The organism is Streptomyces sp. R-74717 (assembly GCF_047305335.1).
In the GTDB taxonomy this organism is placed as follows: domain Bacteria; phylum Actinomycetota; class Actinomycetes; order Streptomycetales; family Streptomycetaceae; genus Streptomyces; species Streptomyces atratus.
On sequence record NZ_CP102361.1, the window covers coordinates 8,619,545 to 8,639,768 of the forward strand.

Annotated in this window: 4 protein-coding genes and 2 pseudogenes; 3 read left to right on the top strand and 3 right to left on the bottom strand. The window is 67.8% G+C overall.

Going from position 1 to position 20,224, the window contains the following annotated elements; all coding sequences use genetic code 11:
• Positions 1 to 234: 234 nt before the first annotated feature.
• Both lnt and NRF20_RS39350 read left to right on the top strand, forming a co-directional pair.
• A complete protein-coding gene (gene lnt, locus NRF20_RS39345; RefSeq protein WP_398635093.1) occupies positions 235 to 1,836 on the top strand; it encodes an apolipoprotein N-acyltransferase in 1,602 nt (533 codons plus the stop codon).
• Positions 1,837 to 1,866: 30 nt separating this feature from the next.
• The gene (locus NRF20_RS39350) at positions 1,867 to 2,346 is read left to right on the top strand and encodes an NUDIX hydrolase (protein ID WP_093900615.1); all 480 of its coding nucleotides are present in this window, start codon (positions 1,867 to 1,869) and stop codon (positions 2,344 to 2,346) included.
• Positions 2,347 to 2,400: 54 nt separating this feature from the next.
• Here NRF20_RS39350 and NRF20_RS39355 read toward each other — a convergent pair whose 3' ends face one another.
• On the bottom strand, positions 2,401 to 3,786 hold the full coding sequence (locus NRF20_RS39355; RefSeq protein ID WP_398635094.1) for an MFS transporter: 1,386 nt from the start codon (positions 3,784 to 3,786) through the stop codon (positions 2,401 to 2,403).
• Between the two features lie 508 nt (positions 3,787 to 4,294).
• Between NRF20_RS39355 and NRF20_RS39360 the strand changes: the two are divergent.
• Positions 4,295 to 4,843 (top strand): annotated as a pseudogene (locus tag NRF20_RS39360) (transposase); the annotation flags it as partial.
• Between the two features lie 42 nt (positions 4,844 to 4,885).
• Here NRF20_RS39360 and NRF20_RS39365 read toward each other — a convergent pair.
• Together NRF20_RS39365 and NRF20_RS39370 are read right to left on the bottom strand one after the other, a co-directional pair.
• A complete protein-coding gene (locus tag NRF20_RS39365; RefSeq protein WP_413754113.1) occupies positions 4,886 to 5,068 on the bottom strand; it encodes a hypothetical protein in 183 nt (60 codons plus the stop codon).
• 518 nt (positions 5,069 to 5,586) lie between these two features.
• Positions 5,587 to 20,208: pseudogene (locus NRF20_RS39370) on the bottom strand (SDR family NAD(P)-dependent oxidoreductase); the annotation flags it as partial.
• Between the last annotated feature and the right edge of the window lie 16 nt (positions 20,209 to 20,224).

The following is a 20,224-nucleotide window of genomic DNA, read 5'->3' on the forward strand; positions in this document are numbered from 1 at the left end:
CGCGTTCCCGCGCCCGGCCCCGCCCCGCTGGTGCAATCGTCACGTTCGCCCCCGACCTGTGACCGTCCCGTTCGCGATCGGCCGGACACGGCCGATCGGTGGGGGGGCTGGCGGACACGGTAATGCCCGCGGCCCGGATCTGTGCGGGAAAGTGGTGAAACGATCCGGCGCGAGGGGTTCCATCACGCGAGCGGGGCTGCCTGACACACTGCCGACCACCGTAGACTCCGCCGGGTGACCGCCACCATCACCCCAGTCGACGACCCGCAGCGGCCTGCATCCACCCCCACGTCCTGGGGGAGACGGGTGATGCCGCGGCTCGTACGGCCTGCAGCCGCCGTGATTTCGGGAGTGCTGCTGTACCTGAGCTTCCCGCCCCGACCCCTGTGGTGGCTGGTTCTGCCCGGCTTCGCCCTGCTCGGCTGGGTGCTGCACGAACGCAGACTGCGTACAGCGTTCGGCCTCGGCCTGCTCGCCGGACTGGGCTTCATGCTGCCGCTGCTGCACTGGACGGGCGAAGAAGTCGGTCCGGTGCCCTGGCTGGCACTCGCAGCGGCCGAGGCGTTGTTCATCGCGGTCGGCTGCATCGGGATTGCCGCCGTGTCCCGCCTCGCCTGCTGGCCGGTGTGGGCCGCCGCTGTCTGGATCCTCGACGAGGGGATCCGGGCCAGGGTGCCGTTCGGCGGCTTTCCCTGGGGGAAGATCGCCTTCGGGCAGGCGGACAGCGTGTTCCTGCCGCTCGCGGCCGTGGGCGGCACGCCGCTGCTCTCCTTCGCGGTGGTGCTGTGCGGCTTCGGCCTCTATGAAGCGGTACGTCAGTTCCGCGCCTGCCGCAGCACGCGTGAGGTGCCCCGGGCCGCCGTCGCCGCAGCCGCCGCGACCGTCCTCGTACCCGTCGCCGCCGCATTCGCCGCCCTGCCGCTCGTGGACGACTCGGCCGAGGACGGCACAGCGACCGTCGCCGCGATCCAGGGCAATGTGCCGCAGCTCGGACTCGACTTCAACGCCCAGCGCCGCGCCGTCCTCGACAACCATGTGCGCCGCACGGAACGGCTCGCCCAGGACGTGAAGGCGGGCAAGGTTCCCCAGCCCGACTTCGTCCTGTGGCCGGAGAACTCCTCCGACCTCGACCCCTACCGGAACGCCGACGCCCGGATCGTGATCGACGACGCGGTGAAGGCGATCGGCGTACCCACCGTGATCGGGGCCGTGGTCGAGCCCGACACCGGCAAGCTGCGCAACACCCTCATCCAGTGGGATCCGAAGAAGGGGCCCGTCAGCACATACGACAAGCGCCACATCCAGCCGTTCGGCGAGTACATCCCGATGCGTTCCTTCGTACGTCTCTTCAGCTCCGACGTGGACCGTGTGCAGCGGGACTTCGGCCCCGGAAAGAAGGTCGGCGTCTTCGATCTGGCAGGTACGAACGTGGGGCTCGTGACCTGTTACGAGGCGGCGTTCGACGACGCCGTACGGGACACGGTCGAGCACGGCAGCCAACTGATCACCGTACCCAGCAACAACGCCACCTTCGGGCGCAGTGAGATGACCTATCAGCAGCTGGCCATGTCCAGGGTGCGGGCGGTCGAGCACAGCAGGTCCGTCGTTGTTCCCGTCACCAGCGGGGTCAGCGCGGTCATCCGTCCGGACGGGACGATCGTCCAGCAGACGAAGCTGTTCACCGCGGACGCGCTGGTGGACGAGGTGCCGTTGAGGTCCTCGCTCACGCCCGCAACCAGGATGGGCACGCTCCCCGAAGGAGTCCTCGCACTGATCGCCGTGGCGGGGCTCGGCTGGGTCACCGTCCGTTCGGTACGGCTCCGGCGGAGCCGCTGATCCACTCGCGCGCCACGTAGGGTCGGGCCCATGGCTACTCCTGATTTCATCCGCGAGATCCGCGCCACTGCGGGCCAACAGCTGCTCCTGCTGCCGGGCGTCACCGCCGTGGTCTTCGACGATGAGGGCCGAGTGCTGCTCGGACGCCGTTCCGACACCGGCAAGTGGTCGGTCATCGGCGGCATCTGCGAGCCGGGGGAGCAGCCGGCGGCGACGGCGGAGCGTGAGGTGTACGAAGAGACCGCTGTGCGCTGTGTGGCGGAGCGGGTGGTGCTCACACAGGCCCTGGAACCGGTGCAGTACGCCAACGGCGACCGCTGCCAGTATCTGGACGTCACCTTCCGCTGCCGGGCGACCGGTGGCGAGGCACGCGTCAACGACGACGAGTCGCTGGAGGTGGGCTGGTTCCCGGTGGACGCGCTGCCGCCGTTGAACGAGTTCGGGCTCTTCAGGATCAAGCAGTCCCTGACCGACGAACCCACCTGGTTCGAACCCACTGCCCAGCAGTGACATCCGGTGCTCGCCGGGCGGGCCCGGGTCTCGGGCCCGCCCGGCGAGCAGGGCTCAGACGGTCCGGGCGTCGGCCGGCAGCGCCGTGGATGCGTCCGGCTCCGCGGCAGCCCCCTCGATGTCCGCGAGATCCCGGTTCCTGGTCTCCTTGGCGCAGGCGACCGCCAGCACGGTGACGAGTGCCGCGGCGATGACATACAGCGAGATGGGGGTCGAGCTGTGGAAGTCCGCGAGCAGCGCGGTGGCGATGAGCGGCGCCGGGGCGCCGGCCGCGACCGACGAGAACTGGGCACCGATCGACGCGCCCGAGTACCGCATCCGGGTCGCGAACATCTCCGAGAAGAAGGCCGCCTGCGGCGCGTACATCGCCCCGTGGAAGATGAGCCCGACCGTGACGGCGAGCAGTAGATTCCCGAAGCTGCGGCTGTCGATCAGCGCGAAGAACGGGAACATCCACAGTGCCACGCCGATCGCACCGACGAGATAGACGGGCTTGCGCCCCACCCGGTCCGACAGCGCGCCCCACATCGGGATGACCGAGAAGTGGACGGCCGAGGCGATGAGCACCGCGTTGAGCGCCGTCTGCTTGCTCAGGTCCGCTGCTGTGGTCGCGTAGACGAGGATGAACGCCGTGATGACGTAGTAGCTGATGTTCTCCGCCATCCGGGCTCCCATGGCGATCAGCACATCGCGCCAGTGGTGTCGCAGCACGGCGACGAGCGGCATCTTCTCGGCCGCCGCGGCGACCGCCTTGCGCTCCTCGGCCTGTGCCAGCGCCGCCTTGAACACCGGTGATTCATCGACAGAGAGACGAATCCACAAGCCGACGACCACCAGCACACCGGAGAGCAGGAACGGTATACGCCAGCCCCATGCCCCGAAGGCCGAGTCCGACATCAGCGCGGTGAGCGCGGAGAGCACCCCGGTGGCGAGCAACTGCCCGGCCGGCGCACCCGTCTGCGGCCAGGAGGCCCAGAACCCGCGCCGCTTGGCGTCCCCGTGCTCCGACACAAGCAGCACGGCCCCGCCCCACTCACCACCGAGGGCGAAGCCCTGCACCAGCCGCAGGACGGTGAGCAGCACGGGGGCGGCAGCCCCGACCGTGGCATGCGTCGGCAACAGGCCGATGGCGAACGTCGCTCCGCCCATCATCAACAGACTGAGCACCAGCAGCTTCTTGCGGCCGAGCCGGTCGCCGTAGTGCCCGAACACCAGGGCACCGAGCGGCCGGGCGGCGAAGCCGACCGCGTAGGTGAGGAAGGAGAGGAGCGTGCCGACGAGCGGCTCGGACTCGGGGAAGAACAGCTTATTGAAGACCAGCGCGGCAGCTGACCCGTACAGGAAGAAGTCGTACCACTCGATAGTGGTCCCGATGAGGCTTGCGGCGACGATGCGCTTGAGTGAGCGGGTGGTCGGCGGGGCGGATGCCGAGGCAGCCATGAACACCACTTCCGGACGGTTGGTGGGGACGGTTTCGTGTCGCCACACCGTAGGAATGGGCAGGTCAGAGGCACATGTGGCGGGACACCATAGTTCTCGGGCCGGGTGTGCGCGGGGCCACTATGACAGGCACGTCGAGACTGCTTCGAGGACCGTATTGAAGGCCGGCAGGCGACTCCCCACGAGCTCCCCGCCTCGCCCGGGGACTCCCCAGCCGCTCCCCAGGGGGAGCGGCTGGGGGCGACCGGCAGAGAGGCGCCCATCTGCGGCTTTTCCTGGCGGGGAGGGCTCTGGAGACCATGAGTTCGGGCTGCCTGGCGCGGCAGGCTGTCTGCTGCGGTTGGGCGGTTCCTGCCGGATGGGCGTCGTGGGCTGTGCCAATCGGTGGTGCTCCACTTGGTGTGGGTGTTCAGGAGCGTCGACATAGGTGCCGCCTGCAGATGACGCACGCCGATTGCAGTTGGGGCATCAAAGCGATGAAAGGTCCGTGGGCATACCGAAGCTCCGACACCGCGAGCACCTGCGCACCCGGCGCGCGGCCGAGCCCGCGGTGACCGTCACGCAACTGTTCCGCGAGATCAAAACCCAGGGCTATACCGGCAGCCACAACCTCCTGGTCCGCTACCTCACCCAGGGACGAGCCGAGGGCAACCGGCTGGTGACCACCCCACGCCACGCGACCCGGCTCCTGCTCACTCACCCCGAACACCTGTGGACCAAGGACACCGCGCTCCTGTCGACCCTCACCACCGCATGCCCCGAGATGACCGAACTCTCCAGACTGGTCGCCGAGTTCGCCCAGTTGCTGACCCCGGCGAAGGGCAACGGCACCCGGCTCACCGAGTGGATCACCGCCGCCCGTGCGGCCGGCCTACCCCACCTGCACAGTTTCTGCAACGGCCTGGAACTCGACCGCGCAGCCGTCAACGCCGGCCTGACCCTGCGCTTCCACAACGGCCGCACCGAAGGCGTCAACACCCGCACCAAGAGGATCACGCGCCAGATACACGGCCGAGCAGGATTCGACCTCCTCCGCCACCGCATCCTTCTGTCGTGACAACGGAACGTCACCACCGACTACGGAACAGAGCCGAACGTTTTACAGTCCCTCGTCGGGCAGGGGCGCTCCTGCCGTCTGCGACTGCTCACGGACGCCCTGGCCGTCAGCAAGAGCCAGGGCCTCGCCCTTGTGGTTCAGGACCTGGTCGCCGTCGTAGTCGCCCTCGCAGTCGGCGAGTCCCTCTCGACGTGCCGCTCCCCGTCTCGACGTGCCGCTCCCCATCGTCGTACAGCAGCTCGATCAGCTGGTCCCGGTCCGCGCCCCGCGACGCCTCCAGAAGCACCTGCGCCTGCGGTCCCGGCCAGCCTCTCCGACGCCTTCCCGTGGGCGACCGACGCCGACGGGCAGGTACGTGAGGTCGCCCACGTACCTGATGTTCGGCGGCCGTGCGGGGAAGCCGCGCGGGAGGAGGTCCGGCACCTGGGGCGTCATTTGACGACCTTGCCGGGGCACCGAGCCCCGGCCCCGGCCCCCGATCAGACTGTCGGATTCCTGAACTCCCGATCGATGAAGTCAAGGATCTCGCCGGCGTCCGCGTCCGCGAGTGAAACAGCGGCCACACCTTCCGGCCGTGAAATCTGCTGCCATTTGTTGAGCGCGGAGGCCAGTCGATCCGCGACCGTAGATGCCTGCTTCTCATCGAAGGTGACAGACTCGAACATCTGCTCTATTCGGTCGAGTTCGGCAAGCAGGGTCGTTGACGGAATCCGTGGATCGAGGAGGTCGTCGAGCCGGGCGGCCAGCGCGGCCGGGTTCGGGTAGTCGAACACCATCGTGGCCGGCAACTGCAGCCCTGTGCTTTTGCCCAGGCTGTTGCGCAGCTCTACGGCGGTCAGTGAATCCAGGCCCAGGTCCTTGAACGCGGCAGTCGCGGGAATCGTGTCAGTACCGGCGTGACCGAGCACCGCTGCCGCGCTGTCACGTACCACCTTGAGCAAGGCTTGCTTGCGCTCTTCGGGTGCCAGGCCGGCGAGCCACTGCGCCGACGACGCGTCACCGGCGGCAGTGCGTCGTGCGGCCTTGGGGTACAGCGTGCGCAGTAGGGCGGGTACGTCGCCTTCGCCGTCCCGGACCGGGTTTATCGGGGCAGCGAGCACAAGCGACTCACCGGACCGTGTCGCCATGTCGAAGAGCCGCATGCCGTGGTCGGCGGTAATGGTGCGCAGGCCACTGCGGCGCATCCGGTCCCGGTCGGTGTCGGTCAGCTTGGCGGTCAGGCCGCTGGTGTCTTCCCATAGGCCCCAGGCCAGGGAGAGTGCGGGCAGGCCTTCGGCACGGCGCTGAATGGCGAGGGCGTCGAGGAAGGCGTTGGCCGCCGCGTAGTTTCCTTGTCCGGCGTTGCCGGTTATGCCGGCGGCGGAGGAGTAGAGGATGAACGCGGCCAGATCCATGTTGCGGGTGAGTTCGTGCAGGTGCCAGGCGCCGTCGGTTTTGGGGCGCAGTACGGTGTCGAGTCGGTGTGGAGTCAGGGACTCCACCACGCCGTCGTCCAGTGCACCCGCGGTGTGGATCACTGCGGTGAGGGGCACATCGGCCAGTGCCTGGGCCAGTGCGGTCCGGTCTGAGACGTCGCAGGTCACGGTGTCGACCTGGGCGCCCAGCTCGGTCAGCTCCTTGGTCAGCGTCTCGTGCGGGGTACTGCGCGACAGCAGCAGCAGGCGCCGGGCTCGCTGGCTCGTTACCAGGTGGCGGGCGATGATGCCGGCCAGGACTCCCGAGCCGCCGGTGATGAGGACTGTGCCGTCGGGGTCCCAGACCGTCTCTTCAGCCGGGGCGGGTGCTGGGGTGGTGGTGCGGGTCAGTCGTGGTGCTTCGTAGCGGTTGCCGTTGATGTGCAGGCGGGGTTCGTCGAGCCCGGCGGTCGCGGCCAACTGCTTCATGGTGAGGTCGGCGTCGTCGCTTTCCACGAGGATGAATCGGCCGGGGTGTTCGGACTGGGTGGAGCGCATCAGGCCCGACACTGCAGCCCCGGCCAGATCCGTACCCGTCCGCACGACCAGGGTGCTGTCGCTGAAGCGCTGCACGGCCAGCCACTGCTGGACGGTCTGCAAGGCGTGGGCGGTCAGCGTGCGGGTCTGGGCCAGCGGGTCAGCGTCCTCACCGGACAGGGCGCTGAACACGACCACGTCCGGCACTGGCACGTCGTCGTCTTCTGTGAGGTCTTCGAACCGGCCGATCGTCACATCGGTGTGCTCGGGTACCGGGATCTCGCTCCAGGTCAGAGCGAGCAGATCACTGGCGCTGGTGCCGAGTGTGTCGGCGGTCACCGGCCGCGTCGTCAGGGCGCCGATGGTGGCGACCGGTCGGCCGGTGTCGTCAGCGACACGTACGTTCCAGCCGTCAGCCATCGGTGTCACCGCGACGCGCAGCATCGCCGGGCTGGTGGCGTGGAACTGAACTTGGCTCCAGGAGAACGGTAGCTGCACTTCCTGTCCGGTGTCGCCCGCGTTCAGGACGCAGGTGTGCAGGGCGGCGTCCAGTAGTGCGGGGTGCAGGGTGAATCGTGCCGCGTCCTGGGCCTGGTCCTCGGCCAGAACAACCTCGGCGTAGACGGTGTCCCGGTCACGCCAGGCGGCTTGCAGGCATTGGAAGGCGGGTCCGTATTCGTAGCCGGTGGCTGCCAGGTCGTCGTAGAAGGTGGTGACGTCGATCGGTTCTGCGTCTACCGGCGGCCACACGGGGAACTCGGGCATCGAGAGGGTGTTGACGGCGGGGCTGATGGTGGCGGTGACGTGCCGGGTCCAGGCGTCGCTGTGGTCTGTCTGGGAGTACACGGTTACCGGTCGATGTCCGTCGCTGTCGGCCTCACCGACGGTCACGGACAGTTGTACGCCGCCAGCCGGGTCCAGCAGCAGCGGGGTCTCGATGACCAGTTCGTCGATGACGTCGCAATCGGCCTCGGCGGCGGCTTGGGCTACAAGTTCCACGAATCCGGTACCGGGCAGGAGGACGGTGCCGCGCACGGCGTGGTCGGCCAGCCAAGCATGGGTGGCCAGCGATACCCGGCCGGTCAGCACCACACCGTCGGAGCCCGGCAACGCCACGACCGTACCCAGCAGCGGATGACCGTCACCGGCGAGCCGGGCCGGGCTCCCCGAGGTCCAGTAGCGCTGGTGTTGGAAGGCGTAGGTGGGCAGGTCCAGTACCGGTGTGGTGGTGGTGCCCACTACTGCTGGCCAGTGGATGTTCAGGCCGTGGATGTGCAGTGTGGCGAGGGCGGTGATGGCGGCTTGTGCTTCGTCGTCGCTGTGGAGCATGGCGATGCCGTCGATCAGGCGTGACAACGTACGGTCCGGCCCGATTTCGACGAATACCGCGTTCTCGTGTGCGGCAACCTGGTCGCCGAATCGGACGGTGTCCCGGACCTGTCGCACCCAGTACTCCGGTGTGACAACCGCGTCTCCGGCAGCCATCGTGATCTGCGGTACTCGGTAGTCGAGTCCCTCGGCCACGGTTCGGAATTCGTCGAGGATGGGTTCCATTCGAGCTGAATGAAATGCGTGACTGGTCGTCAGTCGTGTCGACTTGCCCAGGGCCGCTGCTGCTTCTAGCACTGCGGTTTCGTCGCCGGTCAGTACCACGGAGGAGGGTCCGTTGACCGCGGCGATTTCCACGCCGTCCGTCAGTGCTGCCTGTGCTTGTTTCTCCGAGACCGGTACGGCGACCATTGCTCCGCCTGTGGGCAGGGTCTGCATCAGGCGGGCGCGTGCGGAGACCAGGGTGCATGCGTCTTGAAGCGACCACAGGCCGGCCACGTATCCGGCGGCGATCTCGCCCACCGAGTGGCCGATCACCGCTTGTGGCCGTACGCCCCATGATTCCAGCAGTCCGAAGAGGGCGACCTGCAAGGCGAACAGGGAGGGCTGTGCGTAACCGGTTTCGTCCGTATCCAAGCTTGAGTCCGGTACGTCGAGGAGATCCCACACCTGCTGGTGGATTTCCGCGAATACCGGGAACACCGCTGCCAGCCGCTCACCCATTCCCGCCCGCTGTGAACCCTGGCCCGGGAACACGAACACCACCCGAGGATCAGACAGCGCAGCGCCGGCGCCGGTGACCGTCTCCCCACCCAGCAGGACGGCGCGGTGTTCGAACACCGACCGCGTCGCGGCGAGTGTCGATGCCACTGCCCGCATGTCCACCTCAGGCGTGGCGGTGAGGTAAGCACGCAGCCGGCCCTCGAACTCGACAAGAGCCGAAGGGGACTTCGCCGAGATGACCAGCGGCACCAGATCCGAGGCCACGACGGGTGCCGGGGTTTCCTCGGTCTCCACCAACGGCAGGTCCGGGTCCGGTGCGCTCTCCAAAATGACGTGCGCGTTGGTGCCGCTGATCCCGAACGACGACACACCCACCCGACGCGCCCGGTCGATGGCCGGCCAGGGCTGGTTCTCCGTGACCAGTTCCACCGCGCCGGCGGTCCAGTCCACGTGCCGCGAGGGCTCATCCACGTGCAGTGTGCGCGGAACGACGCCGTGCTGCAACGCCATCACCATCTTGATGACGCCCGACACACCCGCAGCCGCCTGCGTATGACCGATGTTCGACTTCAATGAGCCGAGCAACAAAGGCTGTTCACGGTCCTGACCATAGGTCGCGAGAACCGCCTGAGCCTCGATCGGGTCACCGAGCGTTGTACCCGTGCCGTGCGCCTCGACCACATCCACATCAGTACTCGACAGACCGGCGTTGTCCAGCGCGGATCGGATCACCCGCTGCTGCGAAGGCCCGTTCGGCGCCGACAGACCGTTCGACGCGCCGTCCTGGTTGACCGCCGAACCCCGCACGACCGCCAACACCCGGTGCCCCTTGGCCTGAGCGTCCGACAGGCGCTCGACCACGAGGACCCCGACGCCTTCGGAGAACCCTGCACCGTCTGCGGTGTCAGCGAACGCCTTGCTGCGGCCGTCGGCCGCGAGGCCGCGCTGTCGTGCGAACTCGACGAACGTCTGCGGGGTAGGCATCACGGTCACGCCGCCGACCAGGGCGAGTGAGCACTCGCCCTGCCGCAGTGCGGAACTCGCCTGGTGCAGAGCGACCAGCGACGACGAACACGCCGTGTCCACCGTCATCGCCGGACCCTCAAGCCCGAAGAAGTACGACACTCGGCCCGACAGCACACTCACCGCACCGGCGGTAGGACCAAATCCACCAAGATCGGCACCGGCGCCGTACCCACTGCCGAAGGCGCCCATGAACACGCCGGTGTCACTGCCCCGCATCGAACTCGGGTCGATACCGGCTCGTTCGAACGCTTCCCACGAGGTTTCCAGCACCAGCCGCTGCTGGGGGTCCATGGCCTGCGCCTCGCGTGGGCTGATCCCGAAGAACGAGGCGTCGAACCCTGCGGCGTCCAGGAAACCACCCTGCACGTTGTGTGCCTTGCCGGGTGCGTCGGGGTCCGGGTCGTACAGGTTGTCCAGGTCCCAGCCGCGGTCGGTGGGGAAGTCGGAGATCGCGTCCGTGCCTGACTCGACCAGCCGCCACAGGTCCTCCGGTGAGGACACTCCGCCGGGCAGGCGGCAGGCCATGCCGACGATCGCCAGGGGTTCGTCCGTGACCGCCCGCATTGGGGTTTTCGCGTGACGTGATGTTGCGGAACCCGCTCCGACGAGGAGGTCGTCGAGGTGGGTGGCCAGTGCGGTCGGGTTGGGGTAGTCGAACACTGTTGTGGTCGGCAGGCGTAGTCCGGTGGCTTTTGCCAGGCTGTTGCGTACCTGGACGGCGGTCAGTGAGTCCAGGCCGAGATCCCGGAATGCGGTATTCACCGCGATGTCACGGGCATCGGCGTGGCCGAGGACCTTGGCCGCGCTGTCACGTACCACCTTGAGCAGGGCCTGCTTGCGCTCTTCGGGTGCCAGGCCGGCGAGCCACTGTGCCGACGACGCTCCACCGGCGGCAGTGCGCCGTGTGGCCTTGGGGTACAGCGTGCGCAGCAGGGCGGGTACGTCGCCGTCCCGGACCGGGGTCATTGGGGCGGCCAGCACAAGCGACTCGCCGGAGCGTGTCGCGGTGTCGAACAGCCCCATCCCCTGCTCGGCGGAGAGAGCCCGCGCACCACCACGGTGAAGTCGGTCCTGGTCGGTGTCGGTCAGCTTCGCGGTCAGGCCGCTGACGTCTTCCCATAGGCCCCAGGCCAGGGAGAGTGCGGGCAGGCCTTCGGTGCGGCGTTGTTCGGCGAGGGCGTCGAGGAAGGCGTTGGCCGCCGCGTAGTTGCCCTGTCCGGCGTTGCCGGTTATGCCGGCGGCGGAGGAGTAGAGGATGAACGCGGCCAGATCCATGTCACGGGTGAGTTCGTGCAGGTGCCAGGCAGCGTCGGCCTTGGGCCGCAGCACGGTGTCGAACCGTGGTGGAGTCAGGGACTCCACCACACCGTCATCAATCACACCTGCGGTGTGGATCACCGCTGTCAGCGGATGCTCCGACGCCACACCCGCGAGGGCCTGGGCCACTGCGGCACGATCGGAGACATCACACGCCGCCACCGCGACCTGGGCACCCAGCTCGGTCAACTCACTGACCAGCGCTTCGCTCGGAGCACTACGCGACACCAACAGCAGATGGCGGACTTGCTTGTCGGTTACCAGGTGGCGGGCGATGATGCCGGCCAGGACTCCCGAGCCGCCGGTGATGAGGACTGTGCCGTCGGGGTCCCAGACCGTCTCTTCCGCCGGGGCGGGTGCTGGGGTGGTGGTGCGGGTCAGTCGTGGTGCTTCGTAGCGGTTGCCGTTGATGTGCAGGCGGGGTTCGTCGAGCCCGGCGGTCGCGGCCAACTGCTTCATGGTGAGGTCGGCGTCGTCGCTTTCCACGAGGATGAATCGGCCGGGGTGTTCGGACTGGGTGGAGCGCATCAGGCCCGACACCGCGGCCCCGGCCAGATCCGTACCCGTGCGCACGACCAACGTGCTGTCGTTGAAGCGTTCCTCGGTGAGCCATTGCTGGACGGCCTGCAACACCCGACCGGTCAGCGTACGAGTCCGGGCCAGCGGGTCAGCATCTTCACCGGACAGGGCGCTGAACACGACCACGTCCGGCACCGGCACGTCATCGGTGTCTGTGAGGTCTTCGAAGCGGGCTGTGGTGAGGCTGTTGTTCTGCTCTGGAGTGGGGAGTGGGGTCCAGGTGACGGAGAGCAGGCCGCTGGTGGCGGTGGCGGTGGCGGTGGCGGTGGTGGTGGGTTCGTGGACGGGGACGGGGCGCAGGGTCAGGGCGCGGGCGGACAGGACGGGAAGCCCCGTGCTGTCCGTAGCCCTGACGGACAAGGTGCCGTCACCGTTCGGGGTGAGTTGTATGCGGAGTTGGGTGGCGTTGCCGGCGTGCAGGGCCACGTCGTTCCAGACGGCGGCGCTCTCACCGGCGAGGCTGAGAGCGGTACTCATCAGGGTGGGGTGCAGGGTGTATTTGTCGGTGTCCTGGAGGTCCTCCAGAACGGCTTCGGTGAACAGTTCACCGCCTCGGCGCCATGCCGGTATCGCCGCTTCCACGGGTACGGCACCGGCCGGCGGCCACTCCTGCTCAGCCCGCCAACCCGGAGTGACGGGTGTGGTGGCGGTGGCAAGGGTGGCGGTGGCAAGGCGGGTCCAGGGCTCGCCTTCGTCATAGCGGGCGTGGATACTCAGCCGGCGCTTGCCGTTCTCGTCGGGTTCGCTCACCCAGGTCTGCATCTGGGCAGTGTCGTCCGTCATCCGCAGCAGTGCGTCCACGGTCAGTTCCTCGACCAGATCGGCCCCGACCTCGTCCCCCGCGGCCAGGGCCATCTCCGCGAAAGCCGCCACCGGCAGGACTGCCTGGTCCCGCAGCCACAGCTCACCGAGCGCCGAAACCCCTGACGTGAACAGCACACCACTGGCCTCGGCCAGCCGCACCGCCGACCCCAGCAACGGATGCCCCTCACCCACCGACCGCCCACCACTGACCGCCCAATACCGCTGACGCTCAAACGCATACGTCGGCAGGTCCAGTACCGGTGTGGTGGTGGTGCCCACAACTGCTGGCCAGTGGATGTTCACGCCGTGGATGTGCAGTGTGGCGAGGGCGGTGATGGCGGCTTGTGCTTCGTCGTCGCTGTGGAGCATGGCGATGCCGTCGATCAGGCGTGACAACGTACGGTCCGGCCCGATTTCGACGAATACCGCGTTCTCGTGTGCGGCAACCTGGTCGCCGAATCGGACGGTGTCCCGGACCTGTCGCACCCAGTACTCCGGTGTGACAACCGCGTCTCCGGCAGCCATCGTGATCTGCGGTACTCGGTAGTCGAGTCCCTCGGCCACGGTTCGGAATTCGTCGAGGATGGGTTCCATTCGAGCTGAATGAAATGCGTGACTGGTCGTCAGTCGTGTCGACTTGCCCAGGGCCGCTGCTGCTTCTAGCACTGCGGTTTCGTCGCCGGTCAGTACCACGGAGGAGGGTCCGTTGACCGCGGCGATTTCCACGCCGTCCGTCAGTGCTGCCTGTGCTTGTTTCTCCGAGACCGGTACGGCGACCATTGCTCCGCCTGTGGGCAGGGTCTGCATCAGGCGGGCGCGTGCGGAGACCAGGGTGCATGCGTCTTGAAGCGACCACAGGCCGGCCACGTATCCGGCGGCGATCTCGCCCACCGAGTGGCCGATCACCGCTTGTGGCCGTACGCCCCATGATTCCAGCAGTCCGAAGAGGGCGACCTGCAAGGCGAACAGGGAGGGCTGTGCGTAACCGGTTTCGTCCGTATCCAAGCTTGAGTCCGGTACGTCGAGGAGATCCCACACCTGCTGGTGGATTTCCGCGAATACCGGGAACACCGCGGCCAGCCGCTCACCCATTCCCGCCCGCTGTGAACCCTGGCCCGGGAACACGAACACCACCCGAGGATCAGACAGCGCAGCGCCGGCGCCGGTGACCGTCTCCCCACCCAGCAGGACGGCGCGGTGTTCGAACACCGACCGCGTCGCGGCGAGTGTCGATGCCACTGCCCGCATGTCCACCTCAGGCGTGGCGGTGAGGTAAGCACGCAGCCGGCCCTCGAACTCAACAAGAGCCGAAGGGGACTTCGCCGAGATGACCAGCGGCACCAGATCCGAGGCCACGACGGGTGCCGGGGTTTCCTCGGTCTCCACCAACGGCAGGTCCGGGTCCGGTGCGCTCTCCAAAATGACGTGCGCGTTGGTGCCGCTGATCCCGAACGACGACACACCCACCCGACGCGCCCGGTCGATGGCCGGCCAGGGCTGGTTCTGCGTCACCAGTTCCACCGCGCCGGCGGTCCAGTCCACGTGCCGCGAGGGCTCGTCCACGTGCAGTGTGCGCGGAACGACGCCGTGCTGCAGGGCCAGTACCATTTTGATGACGCCCGATACGCCCGCAGCCGCCTGCGTATGACCGATGTTCGACTTCAACGAGCCGAGCAGCAGCGGCTGTTCACGGTCTTGACCGTAGGTGGCGATGAGGGCTTGGGCTTCGATCGGGTCACCGAGCGTCGTACCCGTGCCGTGCGCCTCGACCGCGTCGATCTCATTCGGTGCCAGGCGGGCGTTGGACAGCGCCTGCCGGATCACTCGCTGCTGCGACGGGCCGTTCGGCGCCGACAGACCGTTCGACGCGCCGTCCTGGTTGACCGCCGAACCCCGCACGACCGCCAATACCCGGTGGCCCTTGGCCTGAGCGTCCGACAGGCGCTCGACCACGAGGACCCCGACGCCTTCGGAGAACCCTGCACCGTCTGCGGTGTCAGCGAACGCCTTGCTGCGGCCGTCGGCCGCGAGGCCGCGCTGTCGTGCGAACTCGACGAACGTCTGCGGGGTAGGCATTACGGTCACGCCGCCGACCAGGGCGAGTGAGCACTCGCCCTGCCGCAGTGCGGAACTCGCCTGGTGCAGAGCGACCAGCGACGACGAACACGCCGTGTCCACCGTCATCGCCGGACCCTCAAGCCCGAAGAGATACGACACCCGGCCCGATAGCACACTTACCGCAGCGGAGGTCATTCCGAACGCGCCGAGATCAGCGCCGGTGCCGTAGCCATTGGCCATGGCGCCCATGAACACGCCGGTGTCACTGCCCCGGACGGATGCCGCTTCGATGCCGGCTCGTTCGAACGCTTCCCACGAGGTTTCCAGCACCAGCCGCTGCTGGGGGTCCATGGCCAGTGCCTCACGCGGGCTGATCCCGAAGAACGCCGCGTCGAACTCGGCGGCATCCAGGAAACCACCCTGCACGCGGTAACCCTTACCAGGCGCTTCGGGGTCCGGGTCGTACAGGTTGTCCAGGTCCCAGCCGCGGTCGGTGGGGAAGTCGGAGATCGCGTCCGTGCCTGACTCGACCAGCCGCCACAGGTCCTCCGGCGACGACACCCCACCCGGCAGGCGACACGCCATACCGACAATCGCCAACGGCTCGTCCGTTGCCGCGTGTACCACGGGGGTCGTCTTACGCGAGGGTACGGGGATCTCGCCCACGAGGAGGTCGTCGAGTCGGGTGGCCAGCGCGGTCGGGTTCGGGTAGTCGAACACCATCGTGGCCGGCAATCGCAGGCCCGTGCTCTTGCCCAGGCTGTTGCGCAGCTCTACGGCGGTCAGTGAATCCAGACCCAGGTCCTTGAACGCGGCAGTCACGGGCACCGTGTCAGTACCGGCGTGACCGAGCACCGCCGCGGCGCTGTCACGTACCACCTTGAGCAGGGCCTGCTTGCGCTCTGCGGGTGCCAGGCCGGCGAGCCACTGCACCGACGACGTGCCACCGGTGGAAGCCCGCCGGGAAACCGTGCGGTGCAACGAACGCAGCAGGGCGGGAACTTCGCCTTCGCCGTCCCGGGCCGGGGTCATAGGGGCAGCGAGCACAAGCGACTCACCGGACCGTGTCGCGCGGTCGAACAGCCCCATCCCGTGGTCGGCGGTAATGGTCCGCAGGCCACTGCGGCGCATCCGGTCACGATCGGTGTCGGTCAGCTTCGCGGTCAGGCCGCTGACGTCTTCCCACAGGCCCCAGGCCAGGGAGAGTGCGGGCAGGCCTTCGGCACGGCGCTGAATGGCGAGGGCGTCGAGGAAGGCGTTGGCCGCCGCATAGTTGCCTTGCCCCGGGCTACCCATGACACCAGCAGCCGAGGAATACAGGACGAACGCGGCCAGATCCATGTCACGGGTGAGTTCGTGCAGGTGCCAGGCGCCGTCGGTTTTGGGGCGCAGTACGGTGTCGAGTCGGTGTGGAGTCAGGGACTCCACCACACCGTCATCCAGTGCACCCGCGGTGTGGATCACTGCGGTGAGGGGCACATCGGCCAGTGCCTGGGCCAGTGCGGTCCGGTCTGAGACGTCGCAGGTCACGGTGTCGACCTGGGCGCCCAGCTCGGTCAGCTCCTTGGTCAGCGTCTCGTGCGGGGTACTGCGCGACAGCAGCAGCAGGCGCCGGGCTCGCTGGCTCGTTACCAGGTGGCGGGCGATGATGCCGGCCAGGACTCCCGAGCCGCCGGTGATGAGGACTGTGCCGTCGGGGTCCCAGACCGTCTCTTCCGCCGGGGCGGGTGCTGGGGTGGTGGTGCGGGTCAGTCGCGGGACCTCGTAATGGCCCCCATCGATGCGCAGGCGGGGTTCGTCGAGCCCGGCGGTCGCGGCGAGTTGTTCCAAGGTGAGGTCGGCGTCGTCGCTTTCCACGAGGATGAATCGGCCGGGGTGTTCGGACTGGGTGGAGCGCATCAGGCCCGACACTGCAGCCCCGGCCAGATCCGTACCCGTCCGCACGACCAGGGTGCTGTCGCTGAAGCGCTGCACGGCCAGCCACTGCTGGATGGTCTGCAAGGCGTGGGCGGTCAGCGTGCGGGTCTGGGCCAGCGGGTCAGCGTCCTCACCGGACAGGGCGCTGAACACGACCACGTCCGGCACTGGCACGTCGTCGTCTTCTGTGAGGTCTTCGAACCGGCCGATCGTCACATCGGTGTGCTCGGGTACCGGGATCTCGCTCCAGGTCAGAGCGAGCAGATCACTGGCGCTGGTGCCGAGTGTGTCGGCGGTCACCGGCCGCGTCGTCAGGGCGCCGATGGTGGCTACCGGTCGGCCGGTGTCGTCAGCGACACGTACGTTCCAGCCGTCCGCTGCCGGTGTCAGCATCACGCGCAGCATCGCCGGGCTGGTGGCGTGGAACTGAACTTGGCTCCAGGAGAACGGTAGCTGCACTTCCTGTCCGGTGTCGCCCGCGTTCAGGACGCAGGTGTGCAGGGCGGCGTCCAGTAGTGCGGGGTGCAGGGTGAATCGTGCCGCGTCCTGGGCCTGGTCCTCGGCCAGAACAACCTCGGCGTAGACGGTGTCCCGGTCACGCCAGGCGGCTTGCAGGCATTGGAAGGCGGGTCCGTATTCGTAGCCGGTGGCTGCCAGGTCGTCGTAGAAGGTGGTGACGTCGATCGGTTCTGCGTCTACCGGCGGCCACACGGGGAACTCGGGCATCGAGAGGGTGTTGACGGCGGGGCTGATGGTGGCGGTGACGTGCCGGGTCCAGGCGTCGCTGTGGTCTGTCTGGGAGTACACGGTTACCGGTCGATGTCCGTCGCTGTCGGCCCCGCCGACGGTCACGGACAGTTGTACGCCGCCAGCCGGGTCCAGCAGCAGCGGGGTCTCGATGACCAGTTCGTCGATGACGTCGCAATCGGCCTCGGCGGCGGCTTGGGCTACAAGTTCCACGAATCCGGTACCGGGCAGGAGGACGGTGCCGCGCACGGCGTGGTCGGCCAGCCAAGCATGGGTGGCCAGCGATACCCGGCCGGTCAGCACCACACCGTCGGAGCCCGGCAACGCCACGACCGTACCCAGCAGCGGATGACCGTCACCGGCGAGCCGGGCCGGGCTCCCCGAGGTCCAGTAGCGCTGGTGTTGGAAGGCGTAGGTGGGCAGGTCCAGTACCGGTGTGGTGGTGGTGCCCACTACTGCTGGCCAGTGGATGTTCAGGCCGTGGATGTGCAGTGTGGCGAGGGCGGTGATGGCGGCTTGTGCTTCGTCGTCGCTGTGGAGCATGGCGATGCCGTCGATCAGGCGTGACAACGTACGGTCCGGCCCGATTTCGACGAATACCGCGTTCTCGTGTGCGGCAACCTGGTCGCCGAATCGGACGGTGTCCCGGACCTGTCGCACCCAGTACTCCGGTGTGACAACCGCGTCTCCGGCAGCCATCGTGATCTGCGGTACTCGGTAGTCGAGTCCCTCGGCCACGGTTCGGAATTCGTCGAGGATGGGTTCCATTCGAGCTGAATGAAATGCGTGACTGGTCGTCAGTCGTGTCGACTTGCCCAGGGCCGCTGCTGCTTCTAGCACTGCGGTTTCGTCGCCGGTCAGTACCACGGAGGAGGGTCCGTTGACCGCGGCGATTTCCACGCCGTCCGTCAGTGCTGCCTGTGCTTGTTTCTCCGAGACCGGTACGGCGACCATTGCTCCGCCTGTGGGCAGGGTCTGCATCAGGCGGGCGCGTGCGGAGACCAGGGTGCATGCGTCTTGAAGCGACCACAGGCCGGCCACGTATCCGGCGGCGATCTCGCCCACCGAGTGGCCGATCACCGCTTGTGGCCGTACGCCCCATGATTCCAGCAGTCCGAAGAGGGCGACCTGCAAGGCGAACAGGGAGGGCTGTGCGTAACCGGTTTCGTCCGTATCCAAGCTTGAGTCCGGTACGTCGAGGAGATCCCACACCTGCTGGTGGATTTCCGCGAATACCGGGAACACCGCTGCCAGCCGCTCACCCATTCCCGCCCGCTGTGAACCCTGGCCCGGGAACACGAACACCACCCGAGGATCAGACAGCGCAGCGCCGGCGCCGGTGACCGTCTCCCCACCCAGCAGGACGGCGCGGTGTTCGAACACCGACCGCGTCGCGGCGAGTGTCGATGCCACTGCCCGCATGTCCACCTCAGGCGTGGCGGTGAGGTAAGCACGCAGCCGGCCCTCGAACTCGACCAATGCCGATGGGGACTTCGCCGAGATAACCAGCGGTATTACGTCGGACGCCACGGCCGGTGCCGGAGTCTCCTCGGTTTCCACCAACGGCAGGTCCGGGTCGGGTGCGCTCTCCAAAATGACGTGCGCGTTCGTGCCGCTGATCCCGAACGACGACACACCCACCCGACGCACTCGGTCCATCAACGGCCAGGGCTGGTTCTCCGTGACCAGCTCCACCGCGCCGGCGGTCCAGTCCACATGCCGCGACGGTGAATCCACATGCAGTGTGCGCGGAACGACGCCGTGCTGCAACGCCATCACCATCTTGATGACGCCCGATACACCCGCAGCCGCCTGCGTATGACCGATGTTCGACTTCAACGAACCCAGCAGAACGGGCTGTTCACGGTCTTGACCGTAGGTGGCGATGAGGGCTTGGGCTTCGATCGGGTCACCGAGCGTCGTACCCGTGCCGTGCGCCTCGACCACATCGACCTCGTTCGGTGCCAGGCGGGCGTTGGCCAGCGCCTGCCGGATCACTCGCTGCTGCGACGGACCGTTCGGCGCCGACAGACCGTTCGACGCGCCGTCCTGGTTGACCGCCGAACCCCGCACGACCGCCAACACCCGGTGCCCCTTGGCCTGAGCATCCGACAGGCGCTCGACCACAAGCACGCCGACGCCTTCGGAGAACCCCGCACCGTCCGCCGCGTCAGCGAACGCCTTGCTACGCCCGTCAACCGCCAGACCACGCTGCCGCGCGAACTCGACGAACATCTGCGGCGTCGGCATCACCGTCACGCCGCCGACCAACGCCAGCGAGCACTCGCCCTGCCGGAGCGAATAGCCGGCCTGGTGCAGGGCGACCAGCGACGACGAACACGCCGTGTCCACCGTCATCGCCGGACCCTCAAGCCCGAACAGATACGACACCCGGCCCGACAACACACTCACCGCACCGGCGGTGGCGCCAAATCCACCGAGATCGGCACCCGCTCCGTACCCGTTGGCCATGGCACCCATGAACACACCGGTGTGGCTGCCCCGCATCGCACCCGGGTCGATGCCGGCTCGCTCGAACGCTTCCCACGAGGTTTCCAGCACCAGCCGCTGCTGGGGGTCCATCGCCTGCGCCTCGCGCGGGCTGATCCCGAAGAACGAGGCGTCGAACCCTGCGGCGTCCAGGAAACCACCCTGCACGTTGTGTGCCTTGCCGGGTGCGTCGGGGTCCGGGTCGTACAGGTTCTCGACGTCCCAGCCGCGATCGGTGGGGAAGCCGGAGATCGCGTCCGTACCCGACTCGACCAGCCGCCACAGATCCTCCGGCGACGACACCCCACCCGGCAGCCGACACGCCATACCCACAATCGCCAACGGCTCGTCCATAGCTGCCTGCAAGGAGGCGTTCTCCTTACGGAGCCGCATGTTCTCCTTGACCGACAACCGCAATGCGTCGACGATCTGGTTCTCGCTCATCGTTCTGCCTCCAGCA